Annotated in this window: 14 protein-coding genes and 1 tRNA gene; 1 reads left to right on the top strand and 14 read right to left on the bottom strand. The window is 69.4% G+C overall.

Annotated elements, in window-relative coordinates:
- Positions 1–41 precede the first annotated feature (41 nt).
- The 10 genes from WJM96_RS07870 to WJM96_RS07825 all read right to left on the bottom strand — a co-directional run bounded on the left by WJM96_RS07870 (position 42) and on the right by WJM96_RS07825 (position 12,110).
- Positions 42–794, bottom strand: a complete 753-nt coding sequence (locus WJM96_RS07870) for a glycerophosphodiester phosphodiesterase (RefSeq protein ID WP_424811920.1) — start codon at positions 792–794, stop codon at positions 42–44.
- Positions 795–825: 31 nt separating this feature from the next.
- Positions 826–3,084: a tetratricopeptide repeat protein gene (locus tag WJM96_RS07865; protein WP_424811919.1), complete on the bottom strand. Its 2,259-nt coding sequence runs from the start codon at positions 3,082–3,084 to the stop codon at positions 826–828.
- Position 3,085: 1 nt separating this feature from the next.
- Positions 3,086–4,531, bottom strand: coding sequence for a tetratricopeptide repeat protein (locus WJM96_RS07860; protein ID WP_424811918.1), 1,446 nt, complete (start codon positions 4,529–4,531; stop codon positions 3,086–3,088).
- On the bottom strand, positions 4,528–4,860 hold the full coding sequence (locus WJM96_RS07855) for a flagellar biosynthesis regulator FlaF (RefSeq protein ID WP_424811917.1): 333 nt from the start codon (positions 4,858–4,860) through the stop codon (positions 4,528–4,530). Before WJM96_RS07855 ends, WJM96_RS07860 begins: the two co-directional genes overlap by 4 nt.
- A 99-nt stretch (positions 4,861–4,959) precedes the next feature.
- Positions 4,960–5,865 carry a flagellin gene (locus WJM96_RS07850; RefSeq protein WP_424811916.1) on the bottom strand — a complete coding sequence of 302 codons (906 nt, stop codon included), beginning with the start codon at positions 5,863–5,865 and terminating at the stop codon, positions 4,960–4,962.
- A gap of 86 nt (positions 5,866–5,951) precedes the next feature.
- Entirely contained in the window at positions 5,952–6,539 is a 588-nt protein-coding gene (locus WJM96_RS07845; protein ID WP_424811915.1) for a hypothetical protein, read from the bottom strand.
- 56 nt (positions 6,540–6,595) lie between these two features.
- Positions 6,596–9,292, bottom strand: a complete 2,697-nt coding sequence (locus tag WJM96_RS07840) for a valine--tRNA ligase (protein ID WP_424811914.1) — start codon at positions 9,290–9,292, stop codon at positions 6,596–6,598.
- A gap of 78 nt (positions 9,293–9,370) precedes the next feature.
- Positions 9,371–9,865, bottom strand: a complete 495-nt coding sequence (locus WJM96_RS07835) for a DUF2497 domain-containing protein (protein ID WP_424811913.1) — start codon at positions 9,863–9,865, stop codon at positions 9,371–9,373.
- Between the two features lie 45 nt (positions 9,866–9,910).
- Positions 9,911–11,335, bottom strand: coding sequence for a TolC family outer membrane protein (locus WJM96_RS07830; RefSeq protein ID WP_424811912.1), 1,425 nt, complete (start codon positions 11,333–11,335; stop codon positions 9,911–9,913).
- A gap of 79 nt (positions 11,336–11,414) precedes the next feature.
- On the bottom strand, positions 11,415–12,110 hold the full coding sequence (locus WJM96_RS07825) for a protein-L-isoaspartate O-methyltransferase family protein (RefSeq protein WP_424811911.1): 696 nt from the start codon (positions 12,108–12,110) through the stop codon (positions 11,415–11,417).
- Positions 12,111–12,216: 106 nt separating this feature from the next.
- Between WJM96_RS07825 and WJM96_RS07820 the strand changes: the two genes are divergently transcribed.
- A tRNA-Cys gene (locus WJM96_RS07820) sits at positions 12,217–12,290 on the top strand.
- A 9-nt stretch (positions 12,291–12,299) separates the two neighbouring features.
- Here WJM96_RS07820 and WJM96_RS07815 read toward each other — a convergent pair.
- From WJM96_RS07815 to WJM96_RS07800, 4 genes are all read right to left on the bottom strand, one after another.
- Positions 12,300–14,129, bottom strand: coding sequence for an SLC13 family permease (locus WJM96_RS07815; RefSeq protein WP_424811910.1), 1,830 nt, complete (start codon positions 14,127–14,129; stop codon positions 12,300–12,302).
- 10 nt (positions 14,130–14,139) lie between these two features.
- Complete coding sequence (locus WJM96_RS07810) at positions 14,140–15,672, bottom strand: AbgT family transporter (RefSeq protein WP_424811909.1); 1,533 nt, start codon at positions 15,670–15,672, stop codon at positions 14,140–14,142.
- Between the two features lie 10 nt (positions 15,673–15,682).
- On the bottom strand, positions 15,683–17,065 hold the full coding sequence (locus WJM96_RS07805; RefSeq protein ID WP_424811908.1) for a M20/M25/M40 family metallo-hydrolase: 1,383 nt from the start codon (positions 17,063–17,065) through the stop codon (positions 15,683–15,685).
- A 143-nt stretch (positions 17,066–17,208) separates the two neighbouring features.
- Positions 17,209–18,408, bottom strand: coding sequence for a patatin-like phospholipase family protein (locus tag WJM96_RS07800; RefSeq protein WP_424811907.1), 1,200 nt, complete (start codon positions 18,406–18,408; stop codon positions 17,209–17,211).
- Between the last annotated feature and the right edge of the window lie 61 nt (positions 18,409–18,469).

Raw genomic sequence — 18,469 nt, 5'->3', positions numbered from 1 at the left:
GAAGAATTCTCGTTGGGGCGAAGGCTAGGCGGGGCGGAAAGTCAGCGCAATGAAATTGCGCGCTGGCGCATCTCCAGGGCCAGCGGCGGATCATCCGTCGCCAGCACGTCCACGCCGATGGTCAGCGCCCGGGCCATGCTCTCGGCATGATTGGCGCCCCAGACCGAGAGCCGAAGCCCCGCGGCGCGCAGGGCATCGAGCAGCGCGCGATCGGCCACCGCCTCATGCACGCCGAGCTCGGTGGCACCGCAGCTGCGGCAAAGCGCGATGGCATCGGCCGGCCGCAGCGCGCGCATGGGCCGCGTCTCGATGAGCAGCACGTATTGCTCGAACCCGCCCAGAGCCACGGCCTCGGCCACGCTGCTCGCCTCGAAGCTCATCATCACGGTGCGGGCGCGAAGACCGGACTGGTCCAGCACCTCCGCGCAGCGGCGGACCAGGCCCGGGTACGGGCGGCCGTTGCTGTCGGCCTTGATCTCCATGCGCAGGCGCTGGGGGCTCGGCGCGATGATGGCGCCCGCGTCGCGCAGATGCGGGACGGTCTCGCCGCCCGTGCCGCGCAGCCGGACGCGTCGCAGCGCCTCCCACGTCCATTCCGCGATGGTGCCCGAGCCATCGGTCGTGCGGTCGAGCGTTGAGTCGTGGATGACGACTGGCTCGCCATCCGCGCTCATATGCACGTCGAATTCCAGCTGCTCGGCGTCCCAGCTGACGGCGTGCCGGAAGGCCAGGAGGCTGTTCTCCGGCCAGAGGAAGGCCCCGCCGCGATGGGAGGCGATTTCGGTTGCGCTCATGCCGCAGAAGTTCGCGCGGAAAGACCCGGCGTCAACCCTTCCCGGGCCGTTCGCTCCAGGCGCGACGCAGCGCTTCGGCCAGGCCGGCGCCGAAGCGCGGCCCGTCGCAGAGCGGCGAGGCCGCCACCCGCGCCCTTAGCCCCGCCCTCAGCGCCGCCAGGGCGGCCGGGTCCGCCGCGCGACGGATGGCCTGGCGCACATACCCCTGCTCATCCGCCTCGGCCCAATCCGCGAGTCCGACATTGGACAAGTGCGAGAAGGCATGGCGCCCCGCGAAATGCTCCCCGATCCGCGCCAGCACGGGCACCCCCATCCAGAGGGATTCACAAACGGTCAGCCCACCATTGTAGGGAAAGGGGTCGAGCGAGATGTCGATACCGCCATAGGCCGCCAGCAATTCGCCATGCGGCAGGGCGCTGTGCATCTCGACGCGATCCATCGGCAGGCCGGCCTCCCCTGCCCGCGCTTCGAAGGCGGCGCGGGTGGGCGCGTCGCCCAGGGCATGGGTCCGCAGCACCAGCCGCGCATCCGGCAGCGCCCGCATGATGCGCTCCCAGCAGGCGAGCAGCCCGGGCGTCACCTTCGCCAAATTGTTGAAGCAGCCGAAGGTCACATGGCCCCGCGCGAGGATGGGTGCAGGCCCCACCTCCGGCGCATGGGGCGGCGGCAGGTAGCAGACATAGCCGTCGGGCAGGCGCAGCAGGCGCTCGGTGTATTGGGCCTCGAAGCCCGCAGGCGTCTCCCACCGGTCGGTGAGCATCCAGTCCACATTCGGCACGCCGGTGGTCGCCGATTGCGAGCCGACCCACTTGATCTGCACCGGCGCGCAGCGGTGCCGCAGCGCGCGAACGCGCCCGCCATGCCCATGGCCGCCCAGGTCGATGAGGATGTCGAACTCCTCCGCCCGCAGCATGTCGACAAGGCCGCGCTCGGTGATACCTGGGTTGATGGCGATCCAGCGATCGGCCCGCTCGCGGAAACGGCGTGCCAGCGGCCCCTCGCGATCGCCCAGCGACAGGATGACGAGCTCCATCTCCTCTCGAGGCAGCGCCTCGATGCCCGGCAGCGTCAGCCAGCCCACCGGATGGGTGCCGAAGTGAGCCGAGAGCAGTCCGATCCGCAGCCGCTCGCGCCCCGCGCGCGCCGGGGCCTGATACGGCAGCAGGTCGGTGGAAAGACCCGCATGCAGCCGGTCGGCCACGGCGCGCAGCTCCAGCGGCCGTGACAACTCGTCGTGATAGGGGCCGAGGCTGCACAGGCGGAGCAGCAGCTCGTTCTCGCCACCTGCGGCCTCGCAAGCGCCCAAGGCCTGGTCCTGCAGGCCCTGGGCGACCTCCACCAGCGCGAGCGTGGCATTGCCCCGGTAGTCCGGGCCCAGCTCCCGCATGGCCCTGCGGAGCGTCTCCGCCGCCTCCGCCAGGCGGTGCGTGCGGAACAGCTGCTCGCCCAAGGCCACCCGGATCTTGCGGTCCTGCGGGAGGATGGCGACCGCGCGCTCGAAGACCGCCCGCGCTTCCTGATAGCTGCGCTGCCGCCACAGCGCATGACCAAGCCCGCTCAGGATCTGTCCATCCTGGGGCGCCAAGGCTTCCGCCAGCCGCCATTGCGCCAGCGCCTCCGAGGGCGCGCCGCAGCCGTCCAGCATGGCCGCCAGCCCGGCGACACGGGCTGCGCCGAAGGGGTCGGCCGCGATCGCCCGCTCCATGCGTTCCCGCGCGGCCGCATGGCCATGCGCTTGCACCAGCGCGTCGGTCCAGAGAAGGCCGGCCTGGCCGTGCTCCGGCTCGCGCTCCAGCACGGCCTCGATCTCCTCCAGCGCCTGGAGATGCTCGCCCCTCGACATCCGGCTACGCGCCAGTTCGAGCATGACGGAGCTGTCGCCTGGCGCGTGCAGCAGGGCTTCCCGCAACAGCGCCTCGGCCTGGAGCGGGCGCCCCTCCGCCTGCTCCACCACGCCAAGCCCGGCCAGGGCGGGCACGTGGTCGCCTCGGCGCAGCAGCGCGGCTTCGTAGCCCTGCCGTGCCGCCGCGAGATCGCCGCGCAGATGCGCGAGGCGGCCCAGCCGGAACTGCGGCTCGGCCATATGGGGAAGCGCCGCCGCGGCCTCCTGCAAATGCGGCTCGCAACTGTCGAGCCGGCCGATATCCATCAGGGCCATGCCCAGGTTGAGCCGCGCGAGCGCGTGTTCCGGCTCGGCGACCAGCGCGGCTTCCAACAAGGGCACGGCATCGAGCCCCCGCCCCTGCTTCAGCGCGGCCACCGCCTCGCTGAACGCGGCGAGCGCCGGCATCTCAGGAGATCGCCTCGGCGAGGACGATGTAGCCCCGCACGGGCTCTCCATTCTCATGCCGCAGCACTTCGTCCCGGAAATCGGCGGCCAAGAAGCCCGCCGCCGCGAGGCAGGCGCGAACATACTCGGCACTTTGCTGGTAGCGGCCATTGCGCGAGAGCGTCCAACGCGAGCCCTCCTCCCCCGCCTCGATGCTGAACAGCAGGACGCCTCCCACCTCAACCCGTTGACGCGCTGCACGGAACAGCGCGTCGAGCGCACCGAAGTAGCAGAGCACATCGGCGAGGATCACGGCCTGGTAGGTGGTGCCGTCGCCTTCCAGCGCCGCAAGCGCATCCATGCGCCGAAGCTCGGTATAGATGCACTTGTCCCGCGCCACATCGAGCATGCGCTGGGACAGATCCACGCCCACGAGCCGCCCGCCCAGCAGGTCATGCAGCACGACGCCGATGAGGCCCGTCCCGCAGCCGAGGTCCAGCACATCGCCGATCTTCCGGGAGCCGTTGGCGATGCCGGGCCAATGCGCCTCGATCATCCGCAGCATCACGCCGGGTATGCGGTAGCCGAGCGCGAAGAGCGCGCCCTCGAAGCGGGCCGCGAAGCCGTCGAAGACCTCCGTGACGTAATGGTCGGAAGCACGGTCGGCATCCGTCGTCATCCCGCCGGCGGAAGTGGCCAGATGGGCGAGATAACCATTCCCCGGATCCAGCTCCGCCGCGCGGCGATAGGCCTCTGCCGCGAGCTCGGCCTGCCCCTGCCGCTGGCGCGCCTGGGCCAGCATGGCCCATTGCGCGCTCTCCTCCGGCATCTGCAGGACCGAGGCTTCCAGCATCGCGATGGCACTCTCGACGCGACCGTCCAGGATCGCGTTCTGGGCGCGCAGGACGACCAGCCTCTCGGCGCCCTGGCGGCTCTGGGCCCGCGCGAAGAGCTCCTCAGCTGCCTCATGGCGCCCGGCCCGCATGAAGGCCATGGCAAGCATGGCTTCGGCATGCGCGTCCGCGGGGCGCTGGGCGAAGACCTGGTGAAACAACAGGATGGCTTCGTCATGCCGGCCTGCCTCGGACAGGCATGTCGCCAGGAAGGACTTCGCCTCGGCGCAGGAGGGATCGGCCATCACCGCAGCCGCCGCATCCTCCATGCTGCCCGGCACATCGCCGCGGTTTCGCCGGATCCGCGCGCGCAGCAGGCGCAGCATGCCATCCGCCTGCTTGCGTGCGATGGCGATATCGGCGGCGGCCAGGGCCTCGGCCTCACGGCCGCCCTCGGAGAGCGCCTCGGCGAAGAGGCCATAGGCTTCGGCCGGCGCATCGGGCACCGCGACCGCGCGCTCCAGCAGCGTGATGGCGTCCAGCGTCTTGCGATCGCTCAGCATGGCGCGTCCGCGCTCGATCAGGCGGTTCAGAACGGCAGGATCGCGCGGTGGGGCGATGACGGAGGTGCTCATGTCCAGAGAGCCGCCGCCATGTGCTCGTTGATCTCGATGATGAGGTTGGCATCCGGCGCCTCGGCATCGCATTCGCGCAGGATCGTGCGGGCGACGCTCGCGATCTGGCCGCGGAGCGAAATGGGAAGCTGGTTGGCGGGGTCGACGACGGAACCCAGTACCGCGTCCCAGAGGCGGCGGTTGTCCGCCATGGCACGGGCCAGCGCGACCGGATTGTCGAGCTCGAGCGCCTCGCGGAGAGCGCGTGTGGCGCGAGCATAGATCTGCGCTTCGGCCTGCTTGGGTGTCAGGCGGCGGCGATAGCTATCGGCCACGGAGGAGGGATTCATGGCAGGCCTCGATCATGGGGCAAACCGTCACGCAGAATGCGTGGTCCGGTGAGGTGGGAAGGAAAGGCGGGCGGCCTCCTGCCAGCCCTGGAACTGCGATCAGCCGAAGAGGCGAAGAAGAACCTGCGGCGCCTGGTTGGCGATGCCGAGCGCCTGCGTGCCGAGCTGCTGGCGGATCTGCAGCGACTGCAGCCGGGCCGATTCCTTCGCAAGATCCGCGTCGATGAGCGCGCCCATGCCGGACTCCTGCGCGTCCATCTTCGCCTTGTTGAAGGTGATCTGGCTGTCCACGTAGCCGCTGTAGCTCCCGAGGTTGTTGAGGGCCGTCAGCGTGGCGTTGATCGCGCCGTTCACGGCGCCGCCGGTGGTCAGCGCGGCCGCGAAGCTGCCCAGCGCCGCCGTCAGCGTCGCGCCCGCCGCCACGCCGGAGGTCGTCATGCCCAGCGCCGTGAGCGCCGTGAAACCCGCCGCGCCGTTGAGCGGGGCAGTCGCGATCTTCGCGAAGGCATAGGAAGCGCCCTCGCCATTGCGGACCGTCCGCACCTCGCCCAGCGTCGTGCCCGTGTCGCCGGCCGTGGCCGTCGTGTTGAGCATGGACTGGCCGTTGTAGGAGGTGTCCGAGAGGAAATTCTTGATCTGCGAGAACTTCTCCTTCAGCGAAGCCATGTACTGCTCGCGCTGGCCTGGCGTGATGTTGCTGTCGGATAGCGCGACCACGGTGGACTTCACTTCCTTGAGCATGTCCGAGACGCCCTGCAGCCCGGCCATGGTGGTATCCAGCAGGCCCTTCACACCGCCGAGCTGCTGGTTCGCGGAAGTCGTGGCCGCGAGGTCGCCGCGCACACGCTCGGCCACGGCGTAGGCGGCGCCGTCGTCCTTCGCATCCGCGACGCGGTAGCCGGTGGAGATGCGCTTCTGCGTCGCGGCCATCTCCTCGCCGGTCTTGTTGAGCGACTGGAGCGCCACCATCGCGCCCATATTCGTATTGACGGAGTTCAGAGACATGGGGCTTTTCCTTTGCCTTCACCCCCGATGGCTTTCGGGGGCATGCGCAGCTTGAAGGCGGCCGACTTAAGGAAAGGTTACGCCGCCTAACGCGGGTCGCGATGGAAGGCGCCGGGCGCCGGGATCGTCGCCCCGGGCTTGGGGCGCAGCAGAACAAGGCTCACCGAGGTGCCGACCAGATCGGCCCATTCGAGCACAGGCCGATAGTATTCGCGGGGCCAGAAGTCATGGATGGCGACCAGCCCGCCGGGGGCGAGCCGCGCCAGCGCCGAGAGCGCGCAAGCGACGCGGAAGCGGCCATCCACCAGCACGAAGCCGGGCGTTGGCGCATCCTTCCAGGGCGCCTCCGCATAGATCGCTCCATCGCCGTGGCGCGCGGCGTCCGCGGGCCATCCCCAGCGACCCACCGGGCCCAGATCGGCATGCAGGCCGCGCCAGCGACCCGACGCTTCGGCCGCGGCACAGGCCGGGTCGGCGCGCACACGCTCCAGCCAGGCGGGATCGCTCTCGGTGGAAACCAGCTGGCCCGCCACCACTTCCAGCAGCAGGCGCGTGCTGCCGCCCGTGCCGAATTCGACGGCGCTGGCCGCGCCGCGCGCGGCCTCCCGCAGCAGGGATTGCTCGGCGGGCGACATGGCCGGCACCAGTCCGGCGGGCTCCAGTGAATCCAGCATCCTGCGGGCTCCATCCTCGATCGGCTGAGGATGGCCCACAGGTGCTGAGGAAGTGGTTAACCCGCGATACGCGCCATGGCGGCGTCGAGGCGGGCGATCTCCGCTTCCGCGTCGGCCAGCCGCTCGCGGTTCTCGTCGATCACCTCCTCCTTCGCCTTGGCGATGAAGTCGGCATTGCCGAGCTTGGCGGAAATCTTCTTCACCTCGCCCTCGGCCTTCGCGCGTTCCTTCGAGAGGCGCGCTCGCTCGGCCCCGAGGTCGATCACGTCGCCCAGTGGCAGGAGCAGCGTGGCCTCGCCGACCACCGCCTGCACGACGCCCGGCGGCACCGGGCCATCCAGCTTCTCGATTTCCGTCACGCGGGCCAGGCGACGGATCGCGTCGATCCAGCGGTCCGCCCGCGCCAGCGTCTCGGGCGAGGCGCCCTGCACCAGCAGCTTGGTCGTGATCGAAGGCGGCACGTTCACCTCGGCCCGCACGGCGCGGACCTCCGTGATGAGCCGCACCACGCCGTCGAGCTCGGCGCGGGCCTCGGCCGCGCCGGACACCTCGGCCGCGGCCGGCCAGGGGGCCTTGATCAGGCTGGCCTCGCCGCCGAAGCCGAGATGGGTCCAGAGCTCCTCGGTGATATAGGGCATGACCGGCTGCAGCAGGCGCAGGATCGTGCCGATCACATGCTGGGCCGCACCCTTCACCTCGTCCTTCTCGGCGCCGTCGGGGCCGTTCAGCACGGGCTTCGCGAACTCGATGAACCAGTCGCAGAAGCTGTTCCAGGTGAAGCGGTAGAGCACCGAGGCGTATTCATCGAAGCGGAAGGCGTCGAGCGCCGCGGTCGCCTCGGCGATGGCGGTGTTCGCGCCGTCCAGGATCCAACGCGCCAGCGCGCCCTGGGCGCTCTCGGGCTTCCAGGCCGGATTGGCGGCGATGCCGTTCATCTCCAGAAAGCGCGAGGCGTTCCACAGCTTGGTCGCGAAGGCGCGGTAACCCTCCATGCGCGACTTGGCGAGCTTGATGTCGCGTCCCGGCGAGGCGAGCGCGCAGAGGGTGAAGCGCACCGCATCCGCGCCATAGGCATCCACCAGCTCGAGCGGGTCGAGGACATTGCCCTTCGACTTGCTCATCTTGGCGCCCTTCTCGTCCCGCACGAGGCCGTGGATGACCACGTGCTTGAAGGGGACCTCGCCCATGATGTGGATGCCGAACATCATCATCCGGGCGACCCAGAAGAAGATGATGTCGAAGCCCGTCACCAGCACGTCGGTCGGGTAGTACTTGGCGAGCTCGGGCGTCTGCTCCGGCCAGCCGAGCGTCGAGAAGGGCCAGAGGCCGCTGCTGAACCAGGTGTCCAGCACGTCCTCGTCGCGCGTCAGCGCGACATCGCCGCCGAACTTCGCCCGCGCCGCCGCCTGGGCGGCTTCCTCGTCCTTCTCGACGAAGACGCTGCCGTCGGGCGCGTACCAGGCCGGGATCCGATGGCCCCACCATAGCTGGCGCGAGATGCACCAGGGCTGGATGTCGCGCATCCAGGCGAAGAAGGTGTTCTCCCACTGCTTGGGCACGAATTCGGTCTTGCCGGTCTCCACGGCCTCGATGGCGGGCTTGGCCAGGGTCGCGGCGTCGCAATACCACTGCAGCGTCATGCGCGGCTCGATCGGCACGCCCGAGCGGTCGCCATGCGGCACCATGTTCGTGTGCGCGTCGGCCTTCACGAGCAGCTCCAGCCGCTCCAGCTCGGCCAGGATGCGCTTGCGCGCCTCGAAGCGGTCCACGCCCGCGAGGGCGCGCACGAAGTCCGGATCGGCCACGCCGTCGACGGCGCGCAGGTCGGCCTCGATCTCCGCCAGCCAGACGCGCGCCTCGGCATCGAGCACGGAGGGCATCGGCAGGTCATGCCGGCGGCCCACGCCGTAGTCGTTGAAGTCGTGCGCGGGCGTGATCTTCACCGCGCCAGTGCCCTTCTCGGGGTCGCTGTACTCGTCTGCCACGACGGGGATGGCGCGGCCCGTCAGCGGCAGGATGGCGCGCTTGCCGACCAGGTCGCGGAAGCGCTCGTCCTCCGGGTGCACGGCGACCGCGGTATCGCCCAGCATGGTCTCGGGGCGCGTGGTCGCGACCTCGATGAAGCGGCCGGGCTCGCCCTCCACCGGATAGCGCAGGGTCCAGATCTGGCCCTTCATCTCGCGGTTCTCAACCTCGAGGTCGCTGATCGCGGTCTGGAAGACCGGGTCCCAGTTCACCAGCCGCGTGTCGCGGTAGATCAGGCCTTCCTTGTGCAGCCGCACGAAGACCTCGATCACGGCCTTGGAGAGGCCGGCATCCATGGTGAAGCGCTCGCGCGGCCAGTCCAGCGAGGCGCCCAGGCGGCGCAGCTGGCGGGTGATGGTGCCGCCGCTCTCCGCCTTCCACTCCCAGATGCGGTCCACGAAGGCCTCGCGGCCCAGCTCCTTGCGGGTCTTGCCCTGGCTGCCGAGCAGGCGCTCCACCACCATCTGGGTGGCGATGCCCGCATGGTCGGTGCCCGGCATCCAGAGCGCGTCGCGCCCCTGCATGCGGCGGTAGCGCACCAGCACGTCCTGCAGGGTGTTGTTCAGCGCATGGCCGATGTGCAGGCTGCCGGTGACGTTCGGCGGCGGGACGACGATGGTGAAGGGCTGCGCATTGCTCTCCGGATTCGCCGAGAAGGCGCCGGAGGCTTCGGAAGCGGCGTAGAGGCGCGCTTCCATGGAGGCGGGGTCGAAGGCCTTGTCGAGCATCGCGAAGAGGTCGAACGCGGCGCCCGGAACGTCAAGCCCCAAAGGGGCATGCGAGGGCCGTGGCCCCCGGGGGTCAGGTCAACCCTGGCGGGACATCACCCGCTCGATCTCGGCACGAACCAGACGCTCGACGGTCGCAGGAAGGTGGGCGTCGAGCCACGCCTTGAGCATGGGGCGGATCTCCTCGCGGATCACCTCTTCCAGGCTCGGCCCACGCGGGGTCACGGCCACGGCGCGGTCCTGGGCGAGGCGCGAGAGCTGGCTGAAGGCCGAGGCCGCGGCGGCAGCCGCCGAGGCATCCACCAGGGTCTCGGGTTGCTGGGGCTCCAGGCTCATCAGGATCGACTCCGAGGGGGACGAGGGGGCGGCGGCCAGGACCGGCGCCGGCTCGGGCATGGATTCGGCGACCGGGGGCGGGGCGGCCTCGGCCACCGGCGCGGCCGGGGTGACCATCATCTCGGGCGTGAGCTGGATGGCTTCCGCCACCGGCGCGACGGGCGCGACCACCGTCTGGGCCGCGGCCTGCTCGTCCTCGTTCAAGATTTTGCGGATGGACGCCAGGATATCATCCATCGAGGGGTCATTGCCGCCCCCCGGCGGCCGGGACGCCGACATGCCTCAGCGCCTCACGGAGGCGGTGGAGTAGTCGCCGATGCCGGCCCAGCGATTGCGGACGGCATTGTAATAGGCGGTCATGTCGTAGATCTCGACCTGCAGGCCCAGATCCTGCGCCGTCAGGCGGCCGATGGAGGCAGCCAGGGCATAGGATCCCGTGATGACCAGCGAGAGCGCGTTCACGAGGCTCGTGCGCGCGTTGAGCAATTCCTGCTCGGCGTTCAGCACGTCCAGCGTGGTGCGGCTGCCCACGATCGCCTCGCGCTGCACGCCGTCCAGGGCGATTTCGGCGGCGCGGATCTGGGCGCGGACACTCTCGACCGCCGCCCGGGCGCTGCGCAGCGACTCCCAGGACTGCGAGGCGTTCTGGGCCACGAGCCGGCGCTGCTCATCCACCTGGGTGATGGACTGCTGGGCCTGCTGACGCGCCTGGCGCACGGCCGAGTGCTCGGCGCCGTTCTGATAGATCGGCACCGTGAGGTTCAGCGTCGCCTGGCCGCCGGTCTGGCGCGTATGCGGGGCGAGGTTGTTGTCCTGGCGGAAAGCCTGCGCGGTCGCGGAAACCTGCGGCAGCAGGACCGAGATCTGCACGTCCACATTGTCGCGCGCGGAGGCCGCGCTGAACAGCGCGGACACCACGTTCGGGTTGTTGGCCATCGCGACCTGCTGCGCCTCGCCGGCGCTGCGGACAGGCACGGCCAACGGCTGCGGGTTCACCAGGCGGCGCGGCTGGTCGCCGATCACGCGCTGATAGGTGGCGCGGGCGACCTGGAGCGTGCCCTCGGCCTGCGTCCGCGACGTCCGCGCGCCGGCCAGGCGGCTCTCCGCCTGAGCCACGTCCGTCCGAGTGATCTCACCGACGCGGAAGCGTTCGTTCGTCGCTTCGAGCTGGCGGCCAAGGACCTGCTCGTTGTTGATGTTCAGGCGCAGCAGCTCGGCGTTCTGGATCACGCCGATATAGGCCTGGACGGCATCGCCCAGCACCTGCTGCTCGACGGCGAGCAGCCGGGCGCGCTGCGCCAGCACCGCATTCTCGGCCTGCCGGGTCTGCGCCGTCGTGCGGCCGCCGCGGAAGATCGGCTGCGTCATGGTGATCGTGGCGGCAGCGGGCGTGCGCTCCTGCCGGATCGTATTGGGAACCGGGTAGGTCTGGTCGCGGAAGTAGAAGCTGCCATCCGGCCGGAAGGAGGTCGCCAGGCTTCTGGAGCGGGCATCCGCCGCGCCGGCCGAACCCGCGATCACGACCGAGGGGCGCCAGCCGGCAAGGGCCTGGGGCACGCCTTCGTCAACAGCCCGCAGCTGCGCGCGCGCGGCGAGCAGCGTGGGGTTGTTGTTATAGGTCTGCGCGAGGGCTTCCTGCATCGTCTGGGCGGAAACCGGCGCCGCCAGGGCCCCAGCCGCCCCGGCCAACAGGAGAATCTTCCTCATGCCGCGCTGCATCCGCCTCATACCCCAATCCCCACTGCCGAGTACTTATACCCATCTTCCGCCGAAATGGCACCACGGCTCAGAAAGTGAAGCCCGGCTCCGGAGCGAAATCGGCAAGAGGTGTGGCCGCCGCGTCCGGCCCCTGAATTTCGCTCACCGTGCCCCCCAGGCGGCGCCACATCACAATGCGGCCTGGACCGCCCGCGACGCGGCGCACCGTCACGATTCGCCCGCCCTCGCCCAGCTGGGCAGTCAGGGCATCGGGAACCGCCTCGACCGCCCCCTCGATCAGGATCAGGCGATAGGGCGCCCCGGCGGGATTGCCCGCCGCGGCCCCGCCCGCGATCAGGCGCGGCCGGTTGCCCTTGAGGTCGAAATCCAGGGCCGAGCCCGCAATGGCCGAAAGCCGCGCATCGCTTTCCACCGCATCCACGATGAGGCCCATGCGCGCCAGCACCGCCGCGCCGTAGCCCGTGCCCGAAGCCAGGACCAGCGCGCGGTCGCCCGGCTGCGGCAGGGCCATCTGGATCATCTTGGCCAGGACCATGGGCGCCAGCATGAAGCGCCCCTCGCCCAGCGGCACCGCCTCATCGGCATAGGCGCGGACGCCCAGTCCGGCGGGCAGGAAGTCCTCGCGCGGCAGCTCGGCTATGGCGCCCAGCAGCAGCGGGTCCGTGATGCCGTTCGGGGTGAGCTGACCATCCACCATGAACTTGCGGGCGCGGGAAAAATCCTCCGCGGGCGCGGGCGCGCTCAATTCCAGGCCTTGCGGCATCTGACCACCTATTCGTCCTTGTCCCCGGGTTTATAGGCCGCGTGCCGCAGCGCGGAAAGCAGGTGCCTTGACCTTGGCGCGGCGGCGCCCGATACACCCCCCGAATGGTCCGATGGCCGAGTGGTTAGGCACAGGTCTGCAAAACCTGCTACGGCGGTTCAATTCCGCCTCGGACCTCCAAGCGCCCGCTCAGTGAAACGGCAGGATGACCGGCACCAGCAGGACGCTCACCACCATGACCATGATGCTGAGCGGCACGCCGACCTTCACGAAATCCCCGAAGCTGTAGTTGCCCGGCCCCACCACCAGCGTGTTCACGGGCGATGACACCGGCGTCATGAAGGCTGTCGAGGCTGCCAGGGCGATGATCATGGCAAAGGGGTAGGGCGAGGCCCCGATCTCCTGCGCCACAGCCAGCGCCACGGGCGCCATCAGCACCGCTGTCGCCGTGTTCGAGATGAACAGCCCCAGCACCATCGTGATGAGGAACAGGAGCGCCATCACCGCGTGGGGCGATGCCTCCCCCGCCACCGCCGTCACCGCCTCGGCCGCCAGGTCCACCCCGCCCGTTCGCTGCAGGGCGAGCGAGAAGGGAAGCATGCCCACGATCAGGACGAGGCTCTTCCAGCTGATGGACCGATAGGCCGAGTTCATGTCGATGCAGCCGAAGGCGCCCATCAGCAGGCATCCGATCAGCGCCGCGTGCACATTGGCCACGACGCCGCTGATCATGAGCACGACCGTGACCGCCAGCGCCCCGACCGCGAAGAACGCCCGTCCGGAAGCGGGCAGGATCTCATCCAGCTCCGCCGGCAGGCTCAGCAGCACGATGCTGCCCGAACCCGCCTGCAGGCGCCGGATATCGGACCAGAAGCCGGTGACGAGCAGCGTGTCGCCGAGCTTCAGCCTCTCCTCCGCCAGGCCGGCGCCCATCACCTTGCGGCCCCGCCGGAGGCCAATGACCGTGAGGCCCGATTCGGAGCGCAGCCGCGCTTCCAGCACCGTGCTCCCGATCAGCTCCGACTCGGGAGGGATGATCACCTCCGCCATCCCGATCTCCTGCGAGACGCCGGTGATGTAGCCGCTCTCCCCCAGAGGCAGGACCTCGAGCCGGAACTTTTCGCGCAGCTCGTCGATCCGGACACCGGGCAGGATGACGTCCACCAGCAGGATCTGGCCTGCCTGGAGCACCGTCGAGGGCGTCGGCCGGATCACCTCGGTCGAGAAGCGGCCGCCGATCTCGATAGCGAGGAGGTTCGCGCCCTCCTTGCGCATGAAGAGCTCGTCGAGCTTCTTCCCGATGAGGGGCGATCCCACCATGATCCGCACCCGGTAGGCGCGCCGCGCGAGATCGTATTGCTCGATCCAGTCCTGCAGCTTCGCCCGCCGCCCGGCGGGCGCGGGAACCGACACCCCCGACAGCATCCGGCGCGCGAAGAGCATGTACGCGATCGCGATGGCCAGCACCGGCAGGCCGAAGGGCGTGAAGGAAAAGAACCCGAAGCCCTCCGGCACATGGCGCATCAGCTCCCCGTTGACCACGAGGTTCGGCGCCGTCGCGACCAGCGTCATCATGCCGCTCACCAGCGCCGCCACGCTCAGCGGCATCATGAGCCGCGCGGGCGCCGTTCCCGTGTTCTGGCAGATGCGCAGCACGACCGGGATGAAGATCGCGACGACGGCGGTCGAGCTCATGAAGGCGCCCAGCCCGCAGGCAGAGGCCATCAGCAGCACCAGCAGCTTGGTCTCGCTGTCGCCCGCCTTCGCATTCAGCCAGTCGCCCATCGCGCGGGCGACGCCGGTCCGCACCAGCCCCTCGCCGATGACGAAGAGCGCAGCGATCAGCACGACGGTGGCGTCCGCGAAGCCCGCGATCGTCTCGCCGATGGTCACGACCCCGGTGAAGGGCAGCAGGACGATCATGAGGACCGCGACGATGTCCATTCGCGGACGGTTGAGCATGAACATGCCCACCGAGGCGGCGAGCAGCGCCAGGACGATGAGAAGTTCGTGATTCAAGGCGGCGCCCCTAGTGAAGACCCCAGGGCAGGCCCATGACCTGCCACGCCGCGAGCAGTGCCGTCCAGATCAAGGAAATCCAGATCACATAGGGCAGCATCAGCGCGATCACCGTGCCGACGCCCGCATCCTTCTGGTACTTGATGGCGAAGGTCACGATCATCGCGAAATAGGCGTTGAGGGGCGTGATCGCGTTCATCGGGCTGTCGCCGACGCGGTACGCCGCCAGCACGGCTTCCGGTTCGACGCCGAGCTGCATGAGCAGCGGCACGAAGATCGGCGCGAAGATCGCCCATTTGGCGATGGCCGCCGTGATGATCAGGTCCAGCAGGAAGACCACGAACACGAAGCCGATCAGCAGCCACAGCGCGTCCAGGTTCATCCGCCCCAGGACGCTGCCGAGCGAGACGGCCGCAAGCGTCGCCATGTTGGTATAGTTGAAGAAGGCGATGAACTGGCTGATCACCAGCAGAAGCAGGATCAGCCCCGCCAGGCCCACGATGGCCTTCTGCATGGCGGCGATGACGTCGTTCACGCCCTTCATGCTGCCCGAGCCTATGCCATAGGCCGCGCCGCAGGCGAGGAAGATCAGCGCGATGGAGACGATCAGGCTCGTCATGAACGGCGAATTGCCGATGATGGCGCCCGTCTCCGGGTGGCGCAGCGGCGCGCCCGGCGGCAGCACCAGCAGCGCGATGAAGGCGAAGGAGGCGATCATGCCCCAGAAGGCGAAGCTGAGGCCGCGATGCTCGTCGTCCGAAAGGCCCGTCTCGCCGGGAACGGCGTAGTCGCCCTCATACTGGCCAAGGCGCGGCTCGATGATGCGCTCGGTGATGAAGGTGATCAGGAAGGTCAGCATGATCACCGAGACGATCGAGAACCAGATATTGGCCGCGAGGTCGATGGAGCGGCTGGAGTTCATGAGGCGGATCGCGTCGTTGGTGATCTCGGTCAGGATGCCATCCACCGGCACGATCAGCACGTTCACCAGGAAGGCCGAGGCCACGGCCGCGAAGGCCGCCGCCAGGCCGGCCAGCGGGTGCCGCCCCACGCTCACGAAGGCCGCTGCCGCAAGGGGGATGAGCACCAGATATCCCGCATCGGCCGCGATGGAGGAGACGATGCCGACGAAGACCAGGATGTAGGTCAGCGCCTTGCGCGGGGCGACAACCACCAGCTTGCGGATCAGCGCCTTGACCAGCCCCGCCTCCTCAGCGACGCCCACGCCCACCATGGCGACGATGATCACGCCGACCGCGTTGAAGTTCATGAAGTTCTGGACGACGCCCGTGAACATGAAGCGGATGCCCTCGGCCGTCAGCAGGCTCCGCGCATGGGTGCTGGCTGGCTCGATATCGCCCGTGGCCGGGTTGTAGGCCTGGTAGTTCACATGCACGCCCATCGCCCCGAAGACGGCCGAGAGCACGATCACGATGGCGATCAAGTAGACGAAGATCATCACCGGGTGCGGCACGCGGTTGCCCACGCGCTCCACCGTGTCGAGGATTCTCTGCATGCGGGTCTTCGCGGCGGCGTCGCTCATGGTCGGGCTCCTACTTCGCCAGCGCGTCGAGGATCCGCGCCCAGGAGCGGATGCCCTTCAGGAAGCAGTTCAGGTTGTACTTCTCGTTCGGGCTGTGGATGCGGTCATCCTCCAGGCCGAAGCCGGCTAGGATCACGTCCATGCCGAGCGAGGTCTTGAGCTGATGCGTCACGGGGATCGACCCGCCGCCGCCGATGAAGAAGGCCTCCTTCCCCCATTCGGCCGAGAGCGCATCGCGCGCCTGGCCGAAGGCGGGGGCATCGATGGGGAACCGGATGGCGCGCCCGGCGCCGTGCTCCAGGAATTCGACCTTGCAGTCGGCCGGCACGCGGGCGCGGACGAAGGCGCGGAAGGCCTCGCGGATCTGGTGCGGATCCTGGTCGAAGACCAGGCGGAAGGAGATCTTGGCCGAGGCCTTGGAGGGGATGACGGTCTTGAACCCGTCGCCCTGGTAGCCGCCGCCCATGCCGTTGATTTCGCAGCTCGGCCGCGACCACGTCATCTCCAGCACCGAGCGGCCCTTCTCGCCGGCGGGCACCGACAGGCCAACGGCGCCGAGGAAGGCCTTCGGGTCGAAGGGCAACGCCTCCCACTGCGCCTTGAGCGCGGGATCGAGCTCGGGCACGCCGTCATAGAAGCCGGGCAGCGTGACGCGGCCATCGGCGTCGCGCAGCTCGGCCAGGATGCGCGCCAGGACGTAGTTCGGGTTCGCCGCGGCCATGCCGTAGAAGCCGGAATGCAGGTCCCGGTCGGCGGCGGTGATGATGATCTCCTCGCCCACCAGGCCGCGCAGCATGGTGTTGATGGCCGGGGTGGTCGCGTCCCACATGTTGGTGTCGCAGATCAGGCCGATATCGGCCTTCAGCTCGGCGGCATTGTCCTCGAGGAAGCCGGGCAGGCTCGGCCCGCCCGACTCCTCCTCGCCTTCCAGCAGGATCGTCACCGGGATGGGCAGGCTGCCGGTCACGGCCTTCCAGGCCCGGCAGGCCTCGACGAAGGTCATGAGCTGGCCCTTGTCGTCGGCCGCGCCGCGTGCGCGGATCACCTTCGTGCCGTCCGCGAGCGTCTCCAGCTTCGGCTCGAACGGATCATGCTCCCACAGTTCCAGCGGATCGACGGGCTGCACGTCGTAATGCCCGTAGAACAGCGCCGAGGTGCCCTTCGCGCTGCGGTCGTGCGCGACGACGATGGGATGGCCGGGCGTTCCCCGCGCCTCGGCCTGGAAGCCGATGGAGGCGAGGTCCTTCGCGTGCCATTCGGCGCAGGCCCGGCATTCGGCGGCATAGGCCGGGTCCGTCGAGATCGACTTGATCCGCAGCAGCGCGAAGAGCCGCTCGAGCGCGGCATCCTGCTGCGCGTCGATATGGGCGAGGACGTCGTTCAATCGGCTCATGGCTCTTCCCCCAGCGAATGCTGCAGGAGCGAAGGCGCGGTCTACCCGCGTTAGCTCCCGCCGCCATACCGTGACACGAGACTACATCAGCCGGAACGGTAGACGGATGCCGTGCTCGTCCCTCCCGTTGGCCTGCCGTCCCATCACCGGACGGCGGCGGCGCCTCCGCGCGGGAAAGTCGCGGTGCTGACCCCCGGCGGGGAGCTGAGCCAGCGCCCCCCTTCCCGCCCCTGGGCGTAGCCATAGTCGAAGAGCGCCTGCATGAACGCCTGGTCGAAAGGCTCGCTGCGCTCGGCGTGGAAATCCGAACCGATGAAGGCCAGGCGGAAATCCACATTGTCCCGCAGCGTGGTCAGGTAGATGCGGCTGATGTCGCCGATCGCGCTGAAATGCAGCAGCGTGGCGGCCGCGCGGCGGGCGATGCTGAACAGGCCCCGCCGCGTGCTCTCGCCCTCCACGTCGATCCGCCCGTTACGGACGACATAGGCGACGCGCTGGCGACGCGAGCCGCGTGCCGCCCGCAGCTCCTGCAGGCGCAGCGAGGGCGGGTAGAGGAAGACCTGCGTGGCGGCGCCGCCATCGACATGCATTTCCTGATACGATTGCCCGTTGAGCTCCACCGGCATGAGCACCGGCGGGAACGCGCCGGGAATGGAGGCGGAAGCCAGCAGGATGCGGCGGAAGAGATCGAGCGCGCCGGGATGTCCGCTGGCCGCGATGGCGCCGATATTCCAGAAGACGGGCCGTTGCAGGTCGAGGTTCGTGGTGCCGATCAGCAGCAGCCGGCCCTTCCGGTACTCGCGCGCGATCGCGGCTAGCATCTCCTCGTTGGCGTGGCGGATGATGAGGCGGTAGAGCGGCGAGGCATCGCCCAGCGCCTCTCCAAAGAGCGAGAACACCGCGAAGACCTGGCGCGGCAGCAGCAGGATGTCGCGCGGCGCGACGCCCGTGAACACCTCGCGCAGCTGCGGATCGTAGTCGGGGCCGAGGAAGGCGAAGGGCGCGATCAGCGCGCCGGCCGAAATGCCGGTGACGATGTTGAACTCGGGCCGGCTTCCGGCCGCCGTCCATCCCACCAGCAGCCCCGCGCCGAAGGCCCCGCTATCCGCCCCTCCCGAGAGCGCGAGCATCGCGGCCGGCGGCAGGCTCGCGCCACGCGGCAGGAGGGCGGTCTCGCGCTGGGCCGCAAGCTCGCCCTCGCGCTCCAGCTCGTCAGGCCGGGCGTCGAGCCAGAAGCGGGCATTGGCGATGCCAAGCGGGGCGACGGCCTCGGTCTGCTCGGCAGGCGGCGCCGGCTGGCGGACGACAGTGCTGCAGGCGGAGAGAACGAGCGCGGCGAGCACCAGAGCCCCGCGCCGGAATGCCTGTTGTCCTGCCTTCATGCTGCGGTTGTAGCGTCTCGGT

This window comes from Roseococcus sp. YIM B11640, assembly GCF_049727625.1.
Classification (GTDB): Bacteria; Pseudomonadota; Alphaproteobacteria; order Acetobacterales; family Acetobacteraceae; genus Roseococcus.
The sequence above is the reverse complement of the archived record's forward strand: the minus strand, read 5'-3'. Positions and strand labels throughout refer to the sequence as shown.

What these genes read in the sequence shown, in the direction of transcription:
- WJM96_RS07870 (WP_424811920.1), bottom strand. Translation starts at nt 794, where the DNA reads ATGAGCGCAACCGAAATCGCCTCCCATCGCGGCGGGGCCTTCCTCTGG.
- WJM96_RS07865 (WP_424811919.1), bottom strand. Translation starts at nt 3,084, where the DNA reads ATGCCGGCGCTCGCCGCGTTCAGCGAGGCGGTGGCCGCGCTGAAGCAG.
- WJM96_RS07860 (WP_424811918.1), bottom strand. Translation starts at nt 4,531, where the DNA reads ATGAGCACCTCCGTCATCGCCCCACCGCGCGATCCTGCCGTTCTGAAC.
- WJM96_RS07855 (WP_424811917.1), bottom strand. Translation starts at nt 4,860, where the DNA reads ATGAATCCCTCCTCCGTGGCCGATAGCTATCGCCGCCGCCTGACACCC.
- WJM96_RS07850 (WP_424811916.1), bottom strand. Translation starts at nt 5,865, where the DNA reads ATGTCTCTGAACTCCGTCAATACGAATATGGGCGCGATGGTGGCGCTC.
- WJM96_RS07845 (WP_424811915.1), bottom strand. Translation starts at nt 6,539, where the DNA reads ATGCTGGATTCACTGGAGCCCGCCGGACTGGTGCCGGCCATGTCGCCC.
- WJM96_RS07840 (WP_424811914.1), bottom strand. Translation starts at nt 9,292, where the DNA reads ATGCTCGACAAGGCCTTCGACCCCGCCTCCATGGAAGCGCGCCTCTAC.
- WJM96_RS07835 (WP_424811913.1), bottom strand. Translation starts at nt 9,865, where the DNA reads ATGGATGATATCCTGGCGTCCATCCGCAAAATCTTGAACGAGGACGAG.
- WJM96_RS07830 (WP_424811912.1), bottom strand. Translation starts at nt 11,335, where the DNA reads ATGAGGAAGATTCTCCTGTTGGCCGGGGCGGCTGGGGCCCTGGCGGCG.
- WJM96_RS07825 (WP_424811911.1), bottom strand. Translation starts at nt 12,110, where the DNA reads ATGCCGCAAGGCCTGGAATTGAGCGCGCCCGCGCCCGCGGAGGATTTT.
- WJM96_RS07810 (WP_424811909.1), bottom strand. Translation starts at nt 15,672, where the DNA reads ATGAGCGACGCCGCCGCGAAGACCCGCATGCAGAGAATCCTCGACACG.
- WJM96_RS07805 (WP_424811908.1), bottom strand. Translation starts at nt 17,065, where the DNA reads ATGAGCCGATTGAACGACGTCCTCGCCCATATCGACGCGCAGCAGGAT.